Origin of the sequence: Bacillus sp. AFS055030, from assembly GCF_002574545.1 — a bacterium.
In the GTDB taxonomy this organism is placed as follows: Bacteria; Bacillota; Bacilli; order Bacillales; family Bacillaceae_G; genus Gottfriedia.
The window spans coordinates 1-16709 of sequence record NZ_NUGT01000080.1; the positions used below are offsets into that span (position 1 = coordinate 1).

Genomic DNA, 16709 nt, shown 5'->3' on the forward strand with positions numbered 1-16709 from the left:
CTATTAGCTGGTTTAGTTGAATATGTATTTTTATCTACTTCTTAACTCTTTTAAAATTTCAGATAAAAAATAAGTAATTGCAGCAAGACAAAAAGGCACAAAAATGAATTGTATTAACGATAAAATAAACCCCATAAACTAACTTCCTCTCGTTGTATATTTTTATTAATTAGTTAATTAGTTCGATAAAAATTATAAATCACCTTGTTCAAATAATCTGCCATTATGTTGAATAAAAAAAGAGTCACATTTAACGACTCAAGTTATACAAATAATGCAAGCTTTAGTTGCATAAAAAATTCAAAATATATGTATCGAAAAAGTTGTTTAATTTGCAATTATTTTGCCGTAATAAAATTAAATATCAAAAATAAAGGAAATATCTTCCTGACAGTCGAATATTTGCCTAGAACCATAATTAACTATTCCGATGAGGAGGATTCTTGTGCGTCCACGACCATTATTTATTGAAAATCCAGAGCATGATAGGTATGTTAGTCTTGTGCCAGATGGAGATATTATAGAAATACTTAGTAAGCAACGAACTAAGACCATTACCCTCTTAAGCAGCGTATCAGAGGACTCAGCAAGGAAGGCGTACGCACCAGGGAAATGGACCTTAAAAGAAGTGATTGGGCATATGACCGACTCGGAACGTGTGATGTCGTATCGAATGCTTGCCATTGCACGAAATGAAAGTGCACCACTCCCAGCAATGGATCAGGATCAATACGTTTCTGCGGCAAACTTCAACAAATTATCCTGGGAGCAGCTACTAGCTGGTTTAGACACGGTACGCTCCAACACGTTAAGCCTTATTTCAACAATCGATGACGCAGCGTGGGATCGTAATGGAACTGTAATGAACAGTCCAGTTTCGTTAGGTACCATTGCATATGGCATTGCCGGGCACGAGTTACACCATATGAAAGTGATTAGTGATAAATACTTATAAGTCTTTTCTATTAATGAAAAAACCTAATTTGTTATATAGGGTGCGTTAGTTGAATAAACAGCAAAAAAGGATCTTCTTAGAAGGTCCTTTTTTTATTGCCGATAGGAGTAGTCATTCTGTTTTTTCTTTTGACAAAGCGCTTAACATATCTGCCATTTTGCTATCCAAATAAACCAGCTTTTGTACGATTAATAAAAGTTCCTTATCCATCAGCGCAGAGTCATGTTCAGTTAGTTTTTTTATTTGGTCACGCATTAGACCATTAACTACCAAAAGATCCATTAAGGTTTCGCTTTTTTTTGCTTTTAGTAAAGTCATTTTACTACCACCTTTCAGTCTTTTATAAATAAATTCAACTTAATTTGGTAGTTTCCTCTAGACAAATTCCTTCAATTATTGCAAACCATGTGAATTTAATGTTTTTTTAATTAGATTTGCCTTTTTTTAATAGACTTTCAGATAATTCTTTTGATGTTCCTTTAAATCAGGAGATAGAAGCTCATTGCGTTAGTTTTCTACTTTATATTCATGGCTTTAATATCTTTTCCAGTCTTACTCGTTTAATAAAATCATCTAATGCCTCTTCTTCATTACCATAATGGGCAATTGATGTTTCTACAATACTCGCTCTCTCATCAGTTGCACAAACAACCCACTTAGTATCCTCTTTATAAATTAGAACCACATTTGGACCGATATCTTTTTGATAAAACCAGTTATAATATTTTAATCCTTCTTCTGAAAGGATTCGTTTTGCCTCATCTCTTGTCATATTAAAATTATCCTCCTTATTTTATTTGTTTTTACTAACTTCAATACTTTTAAATTGTTCTACTGTTAAAGGAAGTTGTATTTGTGAACCACCTTTTTACCCGTACCATTATCGTTAAAGATTAATATACATATTTTAATATTCTTTAATGAACTAATATCTCTTGAATAAGAAAAAGCTACCGAAGCAGCTTTTAGGTGGTTCAATTATTGTATGTATTAGTTATAAAAAAATTCTGCAATGTTGTAGGTCATTTATAATACAAAAATTGGATAGAAATAGAAGAAATCATTTCTGAAGGATCCTTACTTTACAATTAGAATTCTTCCGTTGATGGAACGATACATACACGTGTTGAAACAGCACGTAATGCGATTAAGTGAATCATTTCATTAACTGTTGTGCAGCAATCTGACAGAATCTTCACATCGTATTTCTCAGCTGTTTTTGATATTGCTGTATGGGTAACACAATTTTGTGTCATCATACCACAAATTAATAATTCTGTTGCACCTAATTCAGTTAAAATACTTTCTAACTTAGTTTGATAGAATCCATCTGCAAATGCCTTTTTAATAATTTTAGCATTCGGTGCAACTTTTTTAATTGTTGGGTGTATATCAGCACCTTCTGTTCCCTCGTTTAAAAATGGAGAACTGCTATCTGCAATATGTTGAATAAGTACAACAGGAATATCTTTGTCATTTGCTCTTTGAATTGCATTTTCAATATTCGTTAATGTTGCATCTGTATTCCATAATGGAAATTTTCCTCCAGGGAAGTAATCATTTTGTATATCCATTACAATTAATACTTTACTCATTGTTGTTTCCTCCTTTAAACCGACCTTAAAAAGTCAGTTACTTAGCGAACAGTACTACCACAATAGCATTATTTTCTATGTTTTATTTCATTTACGATTTCGATTGCAAAATGTCCAAGGTTCCCCTTACTGTATGAACGTACTACTTCTGGAAAAAGTGATGTTAGGGCTCTGTTTTTATATTCAACTGGGAGGTTTTTCTTTGCAAACTCTTCTTCGAGCTCGATGGCTGCTTTGACTGCTTGATAGGTAGCAGTCTTGTTAACTGTCATTACTATTTCTTCACTGTCTCTTTTCACCTCTCCAAGAACTCGAAATAACGCTAAAATCCCATCAGGTAAGGAATGTTCTGTAATAAATAATCCATCCCCATGTTCATATAAGTCGTTGGAATGACCCATATATTTCATACCAGCAATAGATAAGTCAGGAAATTTGCTACAAAGCTCATTTGTATTCAAAGCGGTTGCCATATTGATTAAGTAAGTATTCTCAAGGGGGAATTGTGGAGAAACGAGTTTTGAAATAAATGGAACCACAGAATCTGAAGGCAGAGCCAAAATACAAACACTTAATTCATTAATTTCTTCTTTCTTAATTAGATATCCATTTGAATAACGAGCAATGAAGTGCTCAGCTTTTGACTGATTAGGGTGATAAACTCCAATTGGTATTTGTTGATCACACCAATGTTTCATCAACGCATTACCCAATTTTCCAATACCCACTAAGCCAATCCGGTTCTGTTTCCCTAAAAGAAGATGTTTCAATAGAGTTCCTCCTTTAATATAAATTGCTATTTTTTACATACAACTTAAAGTTCTTTACTCTAATTGTATATTCCTTCTTTATATCCTTACTGCCTCAGGGCAAAATAAAAAGGCTGTATCAACCTTTTATTCTCTAACTAATGAATGTGTTCGTATTATATGTTTTTTTATAATGATAGCCGGGGTAGAACGTTGCATGCGTGAGGCTTTGGCCACCACAACTAAACAGTTCACCCACTATTTGTTGAAGCATTAGAGCTGGTTAGGCTTAGATTCCTTATAACAAGCGAACCTATGAAACTACAAAAAGGACGAAGGGTTACCAGTGAATTTTTTTTAGTGGGCGATCATTTATGTATCTAGCAGTCTAATGCATACCTTGTTTATAGCTGTTAAATGTGACATTCGAAATCGTCGTAAAAAGTAAACTATCGATGAAATCATCCCAAGAAATAAAAATTACCTGAATTTTTCGACACGAAACGTAGTGCCGATCATGTTGTTCAACTAATACTTGTTTTAGTTGAATTAGTTTATTAAGAATTTAGCAGTAATTACTACTTTACTCGAAAAGATGGTGCAATAATCGATCCCTATCTTCAAAAAACTGTTTCATAATTGAATAATGATTCGTGTCTTCTAATTTCGATTCACTCATTCCTTTTTCTGTAAGCTGAATAATTTTAGCATTCGGGTAAGCCATAATAACAGGAGAATGGGTAGAGATAATAAACTGAGAACCTTGATTAACAAGTTCGTTAATTCTAGCTAACATCGACATTTGTCTTAATGGAGACAAGGCTGCTTCAGGCTCATCTAATATATATAAACCATTACCTTGAAAACGCTCCATAAATGCAGAGAAAAAAGATTCACCATGAGATTGTTCATGTAATGATTTTCCTCCATAAGAATCAATTATCTTAGGACCAGAGAATGGTTGCTTATCTAATTCCTCTATATTGGTTGCTATATTATAAAAAGTTTCTGCTCTAAAGAAAAAAGAATCCTTTGCCCTGTTTACTCCTTTTACTATTTTGAGATATTCATCCAAATTTGAGTGGGAGTCATAACTAGAAAAATTAAAGTTTAACGTACCACCTTCTGGATTAAATCCTAAAGCTATAGCAATCCCCTCAAGTAATGTTGACTTACCCATTCCATTTTCTCCAATAATATAAGTAACACTCGGATGAAACGTTATTTCTTGAAAATTCCGAATGACTGGGAGATTAAGCGGGAATTGATCATATGAATATATTTGCTCATTTTTAAGATTTACAGACCTAATGTATTGAGATTCTTGATTTAATTTCACAAATATACACCTCGTTTTATCTTCAAACCTTTTAAAATAATTATGTCCTTGAGGTACTTGTCATATTGAACTAAACAATGCTTTAGTTTAATAGTTTCTTATTCGTTTTTCTTTTTACGACATAGTCCCAAATGGAATAGACAGCACTTTGTGCAAATAGCAAGCAAAGTATCCAAACACTAATATTTTGCAAATTCGAATTTGTGACTATGATAACAACAGGAACAAAGATTAAGCTAATTACTAAAAATTTTATCATTTTATCCTCTCTGACCTTTTTACTGTAATACCAATATTTTACAAATGTTTTAACTAATATTATTAATTCTATATTAAAGATAATAGTCCTTTTCTTAACTAAGCCAAACCATGGGCATAGTCTGACGCTTAATTTGAGTTCCTCTTTCCGAACTTCTTTAATTAATTAGTTTTACACCATTGATAATAATCGCAACCATCCCAATCAATGAAACGATTACCCACCAGTTCTTTTGCTTTTTCTTATAGTGAAGTGCTACAAAGAAAATAATTACTCCGAGGATGATACTAGCAATAGAACTATATAATTCTACCTGTGAGTTTGCACTATTTAAAAAGATACTATCTAACTTTTCCTTCATGAACAATTCCTCCTTACAGTTAAAAGACCGAATCGGCTAAAAGCATTTGTCAACTGCGCTTGCGTTAGTTGTATAAACTATTTAGTTATGTAAGTTATTATCCCTATTCTTTTTCTCGAGAGAATAAACAGAAGCAAAAAGAAATATCATAGCTATTCCAACACCAATAATCACTGAATAATCAAAATAATCTTTAAGTGCCATACCTCCAGAAATAGATGCAGTAAACAATAGCAAAAAGAAAACTGTATAATTCTTTTTCTTAATTCTCCATCACCCCTTTGGTATATTTTACCATAAATATGTAATTTCTTATTAAACTATATAATGCTTTAGTTGAATAACTACTGGGAGTCGATCATCGGCTCCTATTTTTTTGTTTAAAGGTTCTAAGAATAACATAACAGTAAGATGGATAATTATGGTAAAATTTAAGCAAGAAGATTCGTTGACTGCTTGCTACATTTTAAAATATCTGAATGCAACTATGAATTATTAACAAAGGGGATAGAGCTTTGAAAAAAATTCTAATTTTATTATTATATGTTACCAATCTTTTATTAGTGTCTGCTTGTCAAAATGCGTACAAAGGTAAATATGTTAGATGGGGTGACACAATAAAAAGTGTCAACGTGAAGAAGCTTAAAGAAAATAATATTCCTTATAAAGTTAAAAATAATAAAGTCTACATTCCTGAGGATGCTGCAAGTGATGCTGTGCTGTGTTGCTCATAAGGTATCATGCAATAGTTACAGAAAAAGAGCCACTTATATAACTACCATGGGAGTACGATATAAACTTCCATGGTAATTGAATTAGATTTTCTTCCACTATCTTTTTCGATTTTCGTACCAAAGTTGAAATTTGTTAAATATTTTTATTCCTATATAACCGTCCAATACTGTAATTAGTAATGCAATGATTATCATACTTATTCCAGTACTATCACCCGTAACAATAGGTTCGAGTAATCCGAAAACTAGAGATAAAAGGATAGGTAAAGTTATACCAAGCCATACAGCAGGAAAAATAATAGCCATATTTATCCACCTAATTTTAATGTATTTTATCCAAGCTTAACAATATTTCTTATTGAACTTTACATCAATAAAAAAACGAGCTGCAAGCAACTCGTGATCTTCAACTAAAGCATACGCTAGTTGAATAAGAGTTTTTTTAAATTATCTAATGAGAAAATCTATTTTAGTTTAAAAAACATTTTAATTTATAAGTCACTAAATTAAAATAAACCACACACAGTAAACTTAACTAAAATGTGAGTTTAAGCTGTGCGGTTTTTATTCCTACTTTCATATATCCTTTCCGCAACGAATCCGATAACAAAACCAAAGATAATTGGATTCAATGAACCATCAAAGGTAAATCCGCCATTTGAGGTTACCTCAAAATTGAACCATTTTAAATATTCGATGTTAAACAAATAACCACATAAGTATAATGTAAAAGTTGTAACGATAAATAAAATTACAGGAATCCAGAAAGTTTTCTTTTTCATTCAAATACCACCCTTAATTTAAATTTTGGTAAATTATTACATTTTATTATTATAAATATAATACTATGATTAACTTAATTAGTCTTATGAACTAAACTGTCATTTTGTTGTCGTAAGTTGCATAAGGAATTGGATAATAAAAGATAAATTTACACTTCAGGTGGAATTTTAAATGTAACGTTACCTTCTCCATCTAAAAATTCCATACCGGGAATATCATTTTCATCTACTACCATTCTGATTCTAGTTTTTCCTTTACTATCTGATAGTTGAACTGTTACTTCTCCTTTCAAATTTTTACCCATAAAGGCGCGAGGTGTATTTCCTTCCCAAATATTTTCTAACTCTTTATCAATTTCCTCATCAGTTAATTCAGAGTTTTGTATTTTATGTGTTTTTTCTACAAGGTCTGGTAAAGGTGTATTAGGTCTATCATATATTGAAATCCCATAATTTCTTTGCCCATTCTCATCAATATAATGCATTTGTACGACTTGATCTTGTTTATACTGATCAAAGGTTAATTATGCGTAGGATTCATAGTTTCCCATTTCATCTTTTTTACTTCCATATATAAGTCCTCCACACTCATCACCTTCTCTGTTATAAAACATTAATCCAGCAATAGGATCTTTCTGCCTATGACCTGGAAGAAAATCTTTTCCATCCATAATTTCAGGTGGAATGTTATCATTATTAAAAATTCTCATTCTTACTGTTCCATCTTTATCAACAATATTTATATTTTCAACATTAATGCTTTTGAATTCAGACATAAAAAATCCTCTATTTAATCATATATAGGAGTTTCTATATAAACCCATTATTTTCCTTTCCCTTAAACTTCTTAATAAAATTCTTATTGAACTATCCTCCCATTTTGTTGAATAAGAAAATCAACTAAACAGCCGATCTTGTTGTTCAACTAATGCTATCGTTAGTTCTATTAGAAAATTTTTCTTCAAATTTTATAAACAACACCTTTTATGTCATTCCATTCATAAGTAAGGAGATTTAATACAACACCTGCAATCTTTATCTTTTCTGTTTTTAATAATTCAGCACCATAATACTCATAAAAAAAACGAGTTTTATTGTCTTCTAATACTTCGACAAACACCTTATTAAAATCCAGCTTTTCAAATTGTAAAAAAAGTTGTTTCATTAATTCTTTACCAATGCCTTTTCCTTGAAATTCTTCAAGTAGATAAATAGACGTTAAATCTCCAGAATTGTTGACTTTATTTGTTTCTCTTTTACCACAAGTTCCAAATCCAATAATATCTCCATCGTTATTTTCTGCTACGTAAATATAATTACTTTCATCAGAAAAATTCTGCTTCCAAGATTCAGTTCTTTGATCATATGATAAACTTTGCAAAAAATTATCTGGTAGTATATTTCTATAAGTAGTTCTCCAACTATCAACGTGTACCTTAGCTATACCTTTTGCATCTTTTAGATTAGCCTTTCTAATATTCACTTAGTCCACCTCATATTTTTAAGAATTAAATATATATATTAAATTAAATTCTTCGATAGTCCTTCTACTTTTATGAACTTACCACCAGTAAACAAAACAAAAATAGACTAACTAAGTAGTCTATGGCTATGCAACTATTGCATGAGGTAGTTCAATAAGAACGATCAATTACTTTCTTCAAATAAGCCTTAAAAATTTCTACATTCCAATTATTCCTTTTTGCTGACTCAACTGATTCCTCGGCATACTCAACTGCCTTTTTATGATCAACGTGCATTGCTACTTTTGAAAGAACCTTATAAACTTGTGGGACGTCTTGGAATTGCAATACCTTTTCCATTATATTCAAGGATTCACTATACCTTCCTTGAGACATGTATAAATTCCCTAGTAAACTAAATAGTAACGAAGCATTTACAAAATAATCTCCTCGTTTATCTAGATAAAGACGCATCTGTATTTCTGCTTCTTGTTCTTTTTTGTCTGCTAAGAGTTGTTCGAATTCCTTTATTTTTTCAATATTATCATTAAATTTTGTATGATATATCTTTAAATTAAGTGAGGTTAGTTCATAAAGGCTTTTGAAAAGTCCTCTGTTTTTTTCGTTTGATCGACAAGATTGCTAACAATTTTTTCATCATAATGATGAATGAGATATTCAACTGCAAACATCATCAATAAATAGGTACTAGGTTTATATGCACCTGTTTTTTCTGGTTTTATGTTCATTAACGGTTGCGTCTTATAATTTTCTGAAAGTTCATCGAGCGGGATAGGAGCAAGATTCTGTGCAAATGAACTAGCCATTCCTTCATCTATCCAATACCATTTTATAACTAGCTTTTTTCTATTGAATATTATATAGATCAGAGTGTAGATAATAAGATAAAAAGGTGTTGTCAGAATGGATTTCCCTACTATTCAAACTAATTTTTGGGACGCTATATTTGCAGTTCCAATTGTAATGTTGTTAACTCAACTATTAAAAATATTTTTAAAAATTAAAAGAAAGTATGTACCGATAATAGCATTAGTATTGGCATTATGTATTTCAGTTTTTATAAGCCATCGACATCATCTTTTCGCTGGTATTTTTATGGGTTGGTTTTACGGCTATGCTGCTATCGGTTCTTATTCTTCTTTAAAAACTGCCATAAAGTCTTTTAGAAGTGAAAATAATGAAGATTAATTTTTAAAATTCAAAGTCAAGTGATTAATAAAACCATTTATATAGAAGTGTTTTTATTTAATGTTTAATGTCTTACATTTTAGACAAAAAAGAAGAATAGAAAGAAGAATTAATTTCTTCATTTACTACAATAACATTTTTAGTACTTAATTAAATTAACCCAGCCTTCGTTGAATATGGATGTTTAAGCATTGACTAATAACTGCCACATCCGTTTAAGAAATTAAAAAGACCTGGCAAGGCGGAATCCAAGGTCGTCTATGTGAAATGACGGATGGCTACGACGACGACATGAAGCCCCACAACCTCTAGCTTCCTCTGCCCAGCTTCCACCTCGAAAAATTCGGTAGGACCCATAGACTTGTTCATCATATAAATCCCAACACCACTCCCAAACATTTCCTAACATATCATACAGACCCCATGCATTTGGTTCCTTTTTTCCTACTTCATGGATTTTATCTCCAGAATTATCATAATACCAGGCAATTTTATCAAGTTCACCGTATCTATACCCAGTAGTCCCTGCTTTACACGCATATTGCCACTCTGCTTCTGTAGGAAGTCTATAGCCATCTGATTCCCAATCACAAAATATGCTTTCGCCATCATAACTTATTGAATAACACTCTTGCAGTCCTGCTTTCTGTGAAAGTAGATTACAAAAAGAAATTGCGTCATTCCAAGTAATATTCACAACTGGTTTTAGATCACTGTCAAAAGTATTAAGTGATTTATTTGTTATAGTATTGTATATACCCTTAGTTACAGGATACTGGGCAAGAAGAAATGGTCTTATTTCAGTTTTCCATTTACTTTTTGTTCTATCGTCTCTTAATTCTATATCTCCCCTTGGAATTTTTACCATTTGATCGTCAATGTAACTCTTAATTTCATTTGACACTCTGCCTTCCTCCTAATAATCGGGATTTAATAAAAATCACCTCATTAAGAACCATAAAATCAATTCAAAAATTACGTTGGTTTTTTATAGATAAAAATCCGTTAGGAAAATAAAAAGGATTGCAAAGCAGCATATTCCTTATTCAACTATCATAGGAGAACGATATAAACTTCCATTCACTGTTGTGATTCTATGGATTCATGGATCACTAATTCATACTTTTGTTGAATAAGTAAGATTTAGTGCTAATAAAGGTTAAGAAGGTTTAAAGTAAAAATTCTTAACAATAATATATATGCTATGTAATAAAATTGAAAAAAAAGCACCTTACAATAGTGAAAGATAATTGAATTTGGATTCCTTATACAGTTAAAAATAATAAAATCTACATTCCTGAGGATGCTGCAAGTGATGCTGTGCTGTGTTGCTCTTAAAGTATCTCGAATTACTTTTTTCATAGATGATTCTGTTTTTTCTAATTCATAAATTGTTCTTGAAGTAATTGGATTGTCTTTGCATCAAGTTTGTATACTTTTCCACTGTTGCCTGATACCAAACTATGATTATAATTTACAGTAAATTCCTCTTTCTTCCCTACATCATTGATAAACCATAATGTTAAGTTAGACGCTTGCGCTTCGATCTGACCAGATTGCAATTTTTTTGCTTTGAATCCTTTTTCAATTTCCTCAATTAAATCACGGTCTGTATCTGCCGTACGAATAACCGTATCGATACTTGTTATCCCAATAACCGCAACAGTTTGAGGATTTTTATTTTCTGTTTTCGTATTCATTGAACATCCGAATAAAATTAGCGTACAACTTAATAAAATGAAAATTTTCTTCATATAAAACCTCCAGTCTTAATCATTACACTCGATATTCATATTTTAATTCTTCGGGAATTTTCAGTAAATTGGGGGTTTTTTTGCTTGGATACTTGCAAAATTAACTAAATATTGAATGTTTATTATGTCGAAAGTCTTAAAAATATATAGAACAAGCTACATTCTAGCTAAATTTAATGTGACATCAAACAAAAAACTTGGGGGAATTTTAATTCATTCTAATAACATGATAAATTTACTAATTTGTATATGTAACCACTACTGGAGTTAATATCTTTGAACTTCCTACTAATGCATTGCTTTAGATAAGTATGTATTTTTCCATATCTTCCTATTTCTTAGAGGAAGTGTTCTTTTTAAATATACCATAGAGAAAAAGTGCAACTCCTCCTCCTAAAGCAACGGTAAAATTTGAAATTCTTAAAGTTTCATTCATTATAAATGCTATCACTAAAAAGGAGATTACAAATGAAATACTCAGTAAAAAATTTATAAATAAAGATTTACTTGGTAACATATTTTACTCCAATTTTTTCATTCTCTTTGAAATTAAATTCTCTATATTTACTGCGAATCCCACTTTTTTACATAAATCTTTATTTATCTCTGTACTTTTCTATTTCTTCTTCTATATATTTATCATTAAAATGAGTGTCATTTTGTTTTAGATTAATTTTTATTAAGAGTCTAAGTTTGTTATTGATACTTATTATTGCCCAAGTAAAAAAAGCAACAGCGCATAACATAATAAACGATATTAAAACAAACCCATCTCCCATAAAATCCCCCCGTAAATGGTTTGATTCACATTACCAACACTATAATCTTATTCAGCTTTACTACCATTTACTTCAAAAAAAATAAGCTGCCGTAGCAACTTATATTGTCCAACTTACGCATGCGTTAGCCATCCATGAATCCTTGTATTCACAACATTGAATGGAAGTTTATATCGTACTCCCATGGTAGTTGCATAAAGGTGATATTCAACAATCGGGTCACATACTGAAATAGAGATCAATGAAATAACTAAACTTTTACATTAATGAAATTGACTTTTTATTACGGTTAACATTGACAATAACTCTTGAAATCAATGTCTGTTAATACTAGTTACCTATTTTTCTATTTAGAGTTTTTGCTTGACGTATCAGACTGTTCCGGGTTAAGATGAGTTCAATTAAATGAAACGTGTTTTCTCCAAAGGGGAGTAGCTAATACAGCAAAGTCGTCATTACGGGATTTAAATCCTCGGCTTTGCTGGCAATTGCGATTGTAAGCGAGACCTTTGCCAATGTAGTTGGTAAAGGTCTTTTATGTTTAACACCTTTACCGGCTAATTGGTAAAGGTGTTTTTTCATTTTCGAAAAAAATTATTCGTTTTTTTTCCAAAGGAGGATTCCAAAGTTTCAGGAAAGTCGGTAACAGAAGGGAGCACGACCATGTCTAAACTTTCAAAATACTAAAAAGCACTGTATTGATAAAAGGAATAAAAATGGCAAAAAAACTGATCTCTATCATCATGAATGAACTTAGAAAGAGAAAAGGAAAAAAGAGGTTTTAGATACCTTATAAAAAATTTATTAAAAGAAGGTGATCGATGATGAGAAAAACGATTAAACTGTCATTTAAACAGTTGGTGTTGGAAAACAAAAAGGAACTAATGAGTAATGAGAAGGAAATGGAGAAAATTGAGAAGAAAATTGAAGACAAGTATTCACAATCTTCTAAATGACAAATAGAATGTAGGCAATCTTTCAGGAAATAGCTGGTATCATTAATCAAATTAAACAATTAGGACAGTAAAAACGAGGGGGGATTTTTTTGTTTAAACGTATTTCTTTATTTATTTTTATTAATATTTTAGTAGGTATTACAATTACTATTATTACATCATTATTTGGTATTCAAAGTTATCTAATTAGTGGTGAATACCTGTTTCTAATTGCCTTTAGTTTAATTGCAGGTTTTAGCGGTGCGATCATCTCTTTATTAATATCTCGTATGATGGCAAAATGGTTAATGAATGTTCAATTAATTGATGAACGTTCTCCACAAAGTGAACATGAATTGTTTATATTAGAAGAAACTTACCGTTTAGCAAGAATTGCAGGGTTAAAAAGGATGCCACAAGTAGGTATTTATCATTCTGCAGAAGTTAACGCATTTGCTACTGGACCAAGCAAAAATCGTTCATTAGTTGCGGTTTCAAGTGGGATGTTACAATCAATGGATCGTAACGCAATTAGTGGAGTTATTGCTCACGAAATTGCTCATATAAAAAATGGTGATATGGTTACCACAACATTATTACAAGGGATAATTAATACATTTGTTATTTTCCTTTCACGTTTAGTTGCTAAAATTGTATCAAATTTTGTTCGAGAAGAGTTAACGTCAGTTGTTTACTTCATTTGTTCGATGATATTTGAAATTATTTTTAGCATTTTAAGTAGTCCAATTATTTTCTGGTATTCTAGAAGAAGAGAGTTTAAAGCAGACCGATTAGGTGCCGAACTTGGTGGAAAAGATAACATGATCCACGCTTTGAAATCCCTACAACACAATCTTAACAAAGTAGACAATAGCCAAAAATCTATTGCAGCTTTTAAAATTAGTGGTAAAGAGAAATTTTCTAAGTTATTCTCTACACACCCACCTTTAGAAAAACGTATCGAATGTTTAAACTCATTATAATATATAAAAGGATGTCTACGATTATAGGTGTAGATATCCTTTTTAATAAGATTTAAAAGCTTTGTAATAAATTATTTGCTCAACTAAGACTAATTTGCCATTTTGTTGAATAAAAAAAATCAACTAGATAGCTGATCTTGTTGTACAACTAATTTATTAGTAATACAAGGAAAACAAAAGAGCCCTCATGATAGAAGGCTCTTTTCCTATTCCCCAGTTTCAGCAAATTGTTTGATACGATTTCCGATTTGGTCACGAACTCTTTGGAATACGTTCCATTCTTGACCTGCCGGATCATCAAATCCCCAATGAACACGTTTTACATGTGGTAGAGTTACTGGACATACATCATTCGCATGGCCACATAAAGTCACTACCAAATCTGCATTGTTTAAGATGTTATTATTGATTACATCTGAAGTTTGATTTCGGATATCAATGTTAACTTCATCCATTGCTTTAATTGCATTTGGATTTACACCATGTGCTTCGATTCCAGCTGATAAGACATTCCATTCATTTCCTAAATATTGTTTCCCCCAAGCTTCTGCCATTTGGCTGCGGCAGGAGTTTCCAGTACATAAGAAGTAAATTGTTTTTTTATTATTTGCCATGTCTATTTCACCTTTGATTAAATTTATATTGTTGTTTCATTTGCAAAATATTTTCTTCTCATCCACAACGCTGCGTTAACCAACGCAATCATTACAGGTACTTCAACCAATGGACCAATTACTGCTGAAAATGCTGCTCCTGAATTAATTCCAAACACTCCTACCGCAACTGCAATTGCTAATTCAAAATTGTTACTTCCAGCTGTGAAAGCTAAAGTTGTTGAAACTCCGTAACTTGCTCCTGTTTTCTTCCCTAAGAAGAAAGAAACAAAGAACATAATGATGAAATAGATCAATAGAGGAATTGAGATACGAACAACATCTAAAGGAAGCTCTACAATTACTTCTCCTTTCAATGAGAACATCACAATAATTGTAAACAATAATGCAATTAACGTAATTGGACTGATTTTAGGAATAAATGCTTTTTCATACCACTCTCTACCTTTGGCTCTTACAAGAATTAACCTTGTAAATAGTCCTGCTAAAAATGGAATTCCTAAATAGATGAAAACTGATTTTGCTACCTCTGGCATTGTAATATCGATTGTCATACCTTCTAAACCAAAAACTTTTGGTAATACTGTTACGAAGAAATATGCGTAAACAGAGTAGAAGATCATTTGGAAAATGGAGTTAAAGGCTACTAATCCCGCTGCATATTCACGATCACCATCTGCTAAATCATTCCATACGATTACCATCGCAATGCATCGTGCTAAACCGATCATGATTAGACCAACCATATACTCTGGATAATCTCTTAAAAAGATAATTGCTAATAAAAACATTAATACTGGTCCAATTAACCAGTTTTGAATTAATGATAGAAATAATACTTTTACATCTTTAAATACTCTACCGATCTCTTCATAACGAACTTTAGCCAGTGGCGGATACATCATTAAAATTAATCCAATAGCTAAAGGTATTGAAGTCGTTCCAACTTGTAATTTGTTTAGGCTATCTACAAATCGAGGTGTTGATATGCCAAGAATTATCCCAATTGCCATTGCTACGAATATCCAAAGGGTTAAATATCTGTCTAAAAATGATAATCGTTTCATTTTCTTCTCCTTTTACACACTAACAACAAGAAGTAACTTTAGATTCAGTTGAAGTTTGACAACAAGACGTATTTTCTATTTTTTGAACTTCACTATCTGCTTTAGTATAGAAGAATTCCCACTCATTTCCGTCTGGATCTGTTACCCAAAACTTATCTTGAACGGCATAGCAACAAGTTGTATCCATTTCTTCACGTGCAAAGAAACCTTCTTTTTCTAGTCTTTCCTTATGAGCTAAGATTTCTTCAGCTGTTTCAACTTGGAAACCAAAGTGATTTACTTGATTTCCCTCAACTAGATCACGAACATTTAACGTGAAATTAAGACCTGGATTTTCTAACAGAAATTTCGCATATCCTTCTTTCACTTTAAGAGGTGATATACCAAATACCTTTTGATAAAAAACGATTGATGCCTCTAAATTTGTTACGTTAACACCTACATGAACATATTTCATACAGAATTCCTCCCTTAATTTGTTAAATCAAAAAAATTTGATTTAAAGATTAAAAAAATTTAGCAACAATTACTGTTACGATTAGCGTTATCTGATTTTCGGAAAATACAACAAAGCTCTTCTGATAGCAAACTGTTAACTTCTGTGTCGTTTAAATCGTAATAACTCCATGTACCTTTTGTCTCTTTTACAATGAGCCCTGCGTCTAGTAAGATTTTCAAATGATAAGAAAGCTTTGATTGTGTCATATCGAACGCTTCCGTTAAATCACATACACATGTACTACCTCTTTGGCAAAGTTCATACATGATTTCTAAACGCTTCTGGTCAGCTAACGCTTTAAATTTCTGCTCATATTTTAAGAACTGTTGTGTCATCTCAGTCATATGTTTTCTCCTTCATCAAATTTTCTTGATGAATTTAGTATATGTTAATTTACCAGATATATGCAACATATTAATCAAAAAAAATTGATTTAGATTAAAATTCCTCTTCTCAAATCAGTTACTGGGGGTATTAGCAATCAATGTGTTATTTTTGAACAACGGTAACAACTTGCAGAATTAGTGGTAGAATTACCACTAATCCAAACCACATAATTATCAGATTGTCTCGAAACATACTCAACAGTCCTTTCTTTAGTTGGTTGCAGGATACTTATAATTACTAGTTAC

The 16709-nt window shown here is 31.5% G+C and carries 26 protein-coding genes; 5 read left to right on the top strand and 21 right to left on the bottom strand.

The window, feature by feature from the left end; translation table 11 throughout:
- The first annotated feature begins 445 nt into the window (after positions 1 to 445).
- On the top strand, positions 446 to 955 hold the full coding sequence (locus CN925_RS17940; RefSeq protein ID WP_098848203.1) for a DinB family protein: 510 nt from the start codon (positions 446 to 448) through the stop codon (positions 953 to 955).
- Between the two features lie 111 nt (positions 956 to 1066).
- On the opposite strand, the gene CN925_RS17945 is transcribed toward CN925_RS17940, so the two are convergent.
- The 7 genes from CN925_RS17945 to CN925_RS17970 all read right to left on the bottom strand — a co-directional run bounded on the left by CN925_RS17945 (position 1067) and on the right by CN925_RS17970 (position 5258).
- Positions 1067 to 1273, bottom strand: a complete 207-nt coding sequence (locus tag CN925_RS17945; RefSeq protein WP_098848204.1) for a hypothetical protein — start codon at positions 1271 to 1273, stop codon at positions 1067 to 1069.
- Between the two features lie 208 nt (positions 1274 to 1481).
- The gene (locus CN925_RS17950) at positions 1482 to 1727 is read right to left on the bottom strand and encodes a hypothetical protein (RefSeq protein ID WP_098848205.1); all 246 of its coding nucleotides are present in this window, start codon (positions 1725 to 1727) and stop codon (positions 1482 to 1484) included.
- A gap of 316 nt (positions 1728 to 2043) precedes the next feature.
- Complete coding sequence (locus CN925_RS17955; protein ID WP_098848206.1) at positions 2044 to 2550, bottom strand: cysteine hydrolase family protein; 507 nt, start codon at positions 2548 to 2550, stop codon at positions 2044 to 2046.
- A 68-nt stretch (positions 2551 to 2618) separates the two neighbouring features.
- Positions 2619 to 3320 (bottom strand): NAD(P)-binding domain-containing protein, encoded by a 702-nt coding sequence (locus CN925_RS17960; protein WP_286138481.1) that lies wholly within the window; start codon positions 3318 to 3320, stop codon positions 2619 to 2621.
- A gap of 562 nt (positions 3321 to 3882) precedes the next feature.
- Complete coding sequence (locus CN925_RS17965) at positions 3883 to 4638, bottom strand: AAA family ATPase (protein WP_098848207.1); 756 nt, start codon at positions 4636 to 4638, stop codon at positions 3883 to 3885.
- A gap of 82 nt (positions 4639 to 4720) precedes the next feature.
- The gene (locus tag CN925_RS21410; RefSeq protein WP_180233014.1) at positions 4721 to 4897 is read right to left on the bottom strand and encodes a hypothetical protein; all 177 of its coding nucleotides are present in this window, start codon (positions 4895 to 4897) and stop codon (positions 4721 to 4723) included.
- Between the two features lie 157 nt (positions 4898 to 5054).
- Complete coding sequence (locus tag CN925_RS17970) at positions 5055 to 5258, bottom strand: hypothetical protein (protein ID WP_098848208.1); 204 nt, start codon at positions 5256 to 5258, stop codon at positions 5055 to 5057.
- A gap of 515 nt (positions 5259 to 5773) precedes the next feature.
- Between CN925_RS17970 and CN925_RS17975 the strand changes: the two genes are divergently transcribed.
- Entirely contained in the window at positions 5774 to 5992 is a 219-nt protein-coding gene (locus tag CN925_RS17975; protein WP_098848209.1) for a hypothetical protein, read from the top strand.
- Between the two features lie 96 nt (positions 5993 to 6088).
- On the opposite strand, the gene CN925_RS17980 is transcribed toward CN925_RS17975, so the two are convergent.
- The 7 genes from CN925_RS17980 to CN925_RS18005 all read right to left on the bottom strand — a co-directional run bounded on the left by CN925_RS17980 (position 6089) and on the right by CN925_RS18005 (position 9064).
- On the bottom strand, positions 6089 to 6298 hold the full coding sequence (locus CN925_RS17980; RefSeq protein ID WP_098848210.1) for a hypothetical protein: 210 nt from the start codon (positions 6296 to 6298) through the stop codon (positions 6089 to 6091).
- 242 nt (positions 6299 to 6540) lie between these two features.
- Positions 6541 to 6774: a hypothetical protein gene (locus tag CN925_RS17985; protein ID WP_098848211.1), complete on the bottom strand. Its 234-nt coding sequence runs from the start codon at positions 6772 to 6774 to the stop codon at positions 6541 to 6543.
- A gap of 149 nt (positions 6775 to 6923) precedes the next feature.
- Positions 6924 to 7259: a hypothetical protein gene (locus tag CN925_RS21645; RefSeq protein WP_286138482.1), complete on the bottom strand. Its 336-nt coding sequence runs from the start codon at positions 7257 to 7259 to the stop codon at positions 6924 to 6926.
- 39 nt (positions 7260 to 7298) lie between these two features.
- Complete coding sequence (locus CN925_RS21650; RefSeq protein ID WP_286138484.1) at positions 7299 to 7550, bottom strand: hypothetical protein; 252 nt, start codon at positions 7548 to 7550, stop codon at positions 7299 to 7301.
- A 185-nt stretch (positions 7551 to 7735) separates the two neighbouring features.
- The gene (locus CN925_RS17995; RefSeq protein ID WP_098848212.1) at positions 7736 to 8257 is read right to left on the bottom strand and encodes a GNAT family N-acetyltransferase; all 522 of its coding nucleotides are present in this window, start codon (positions 8255 to 8257) and stop codon (positions 7736 to 7738) included.
- A gap of 151 nt (positions 8258 to 8408) precedes the next feature.
- Positions 8409 to 8711 (bottom strand): tetratricopeptide repeat protein, encoded by a 303-nt coding sequence (locus CN925_RS18000; RefSeq protein ID WP_098848213.1) that lies wholly within the window; start codon positions 8709 to 8711, stop codon positions 8409 to 8411.
- 110 nt (positions 8712 to 8821) lie between these two features.
- Positions 8822 to 9064, bottom strand: a complete 243-nt coding sequence (locus tag CN925_RS18005; protein ID WP_098848214.1) for a hypothetical protein — start codon at positions 9062 to 9064, stop codon at positions 8822 to 8824.
- Positions 9065 to 9161: 97 nt separating this feature from the next.
- On the opposite strand from CN925_RS18005, the gene CN925_RS18010 reads away from it, so the two are divergent.
- Positions 9162 to 9446: a hypothetical protein gene (locus tag CN925_RS18010; RefSeq protein WP_098848215.1), complete on the top strand. Its 285-nt coding sequence runs from the start codon at positions 9162 to 9164 to the stop codon at positions 9444 to 9446.
- 223 nt (positions 9447 to 9669) lie between these two features.
- Here the strand turns inward: CN925_RS18010 and CN925_RS18015 are convergent, their stop codons facing one another.
- The 3 genes from CN925_RS18015 to CN925_RS18030 all read right to left on the bottom strand — a co-directional run bounded on the left by CN925_RS18015 (position 9670) and on the right by CN925_RS18030 (position 11979).
- On the bottom strand, positions 9670 to 10314 hold the full coding sequence (locus tag CN925_RS18015) for a formylglycine-generating enzyme family protein (protein ID WP_180233020.1): 645 nt from the start codon (positions 10312 to 10314) through the stop codon (positions 9670 to 9672).
- Between the two features lie 511 nt (positions 10315 to 10825).
- Positions 10826 to 11200, bottom strand: a complete 375-nt coding sequence (locus CN925_RS18020; protein ID WP_098848217.1) for a hypothetical protein — start codon at positions 11198 to 11200, stop codon at positions 10826 to 10828.
- A 596-nt stretch (positions 11201 to 11796) separates the two neighbouring features.
- Positions 11797 to 11979 (bottom strand): hypothetical protein, encoded by a 183-nt coding sequence (locus CN925_RS18030; protein WP_098848219.1) that lies wholly within the window; start codon positions 11977 to 11979, stop codon positions 11797 to 11799.
- Between the two features lie 821 nt (positions 11980 to 12800).
- Between CN925_RS18030 and CN925_RS18035 the strand changes: the two genes are divergently transcribed.
- Together CN925_RS18035 and htpX are read left to right on the top strand one after the other, a co-directional pair.
- Positions 12801 to 12935, top strand: a complete 135-nt coding sequence (locus CN925_RS18035; RefSeq protein ID WP_098848220.1) for an FbpB family small basic protein — start codon at positions 12801 to 12803, stop codon at positions 12933 to 12935.
- A gap of 89 nt (positions 12936 to 13024) precedes the next feature.
- Positions 13025 to 13897, top strand: a complete 873-nt coding sequence (gene htpX, locus CN925_RS18040) for a protease HtpX (protein WP_098848221.1) — start codon at positions 13025 to 13027, stop codon at positions 13895 to 13897.
- Between the two features lie 206 nt (positions 13898 to 14103).
- On the opposite strand, the gene arsC is transcribed toward htpX, so the two are convergent.
- Genes arsC through CN925_RS18060 form a run of 4 tightly spaced genes read right to left on the bottom strand, consistent with a single transcriptional unit; the run spans position 14104 to position 16412 of the window.
- Positions 14104 to 14511: an arsenate reductase (thioredoxin) gene (arsC, locus tag CN925_RS18045; protein ID WP_098848222.1), complete on the bottom strand. Its 408-nt coding sequence runs from the start codon at positions 14509 to 14511 to the stop codon at positions 14104 to 14106.
- A 23-nt stretch (positions 14512 to 14534) separates the two neighbouring features.
- Positions 14535 to 15578, bottom strand: coding sequence for an ACR3 family arsenite efflux transporter (gene arsB / locus CN925_RS18050; protein ID WP_098848223.1), 1044 nt, complete (start codon positions 15576 to 15578; stop codon positions 14535 to 14537).
- A gap of 19 nt (positions 15579 to 15597) precedes the next feature.
- Entirely contained in the window at positions 15598 to 16035 is a 438-nt protein-coding gene (locus CN925_RS18055) for an ArsI/CadI family heavy metal resistance metalloenzyme (RefSeq protein WP_098848224.1), read from the bottom strand.
- A 59-nt stretch (positions 16036 to 16094) separates the two neighbouring features.
- Positions 16095 to 16412: an ArsR/SmtB family transcription factor gene (locus CN925_RS18060; protein ID WP_098848389.1), complete on the bottom strand. Its 318-nt coding sequence runs from the start codon at positions 16410 to 16412 to the stop codon at positions 16095 to 16097.
- Positions 16413 to 16709: the final 297 nt, after the last annotated feature.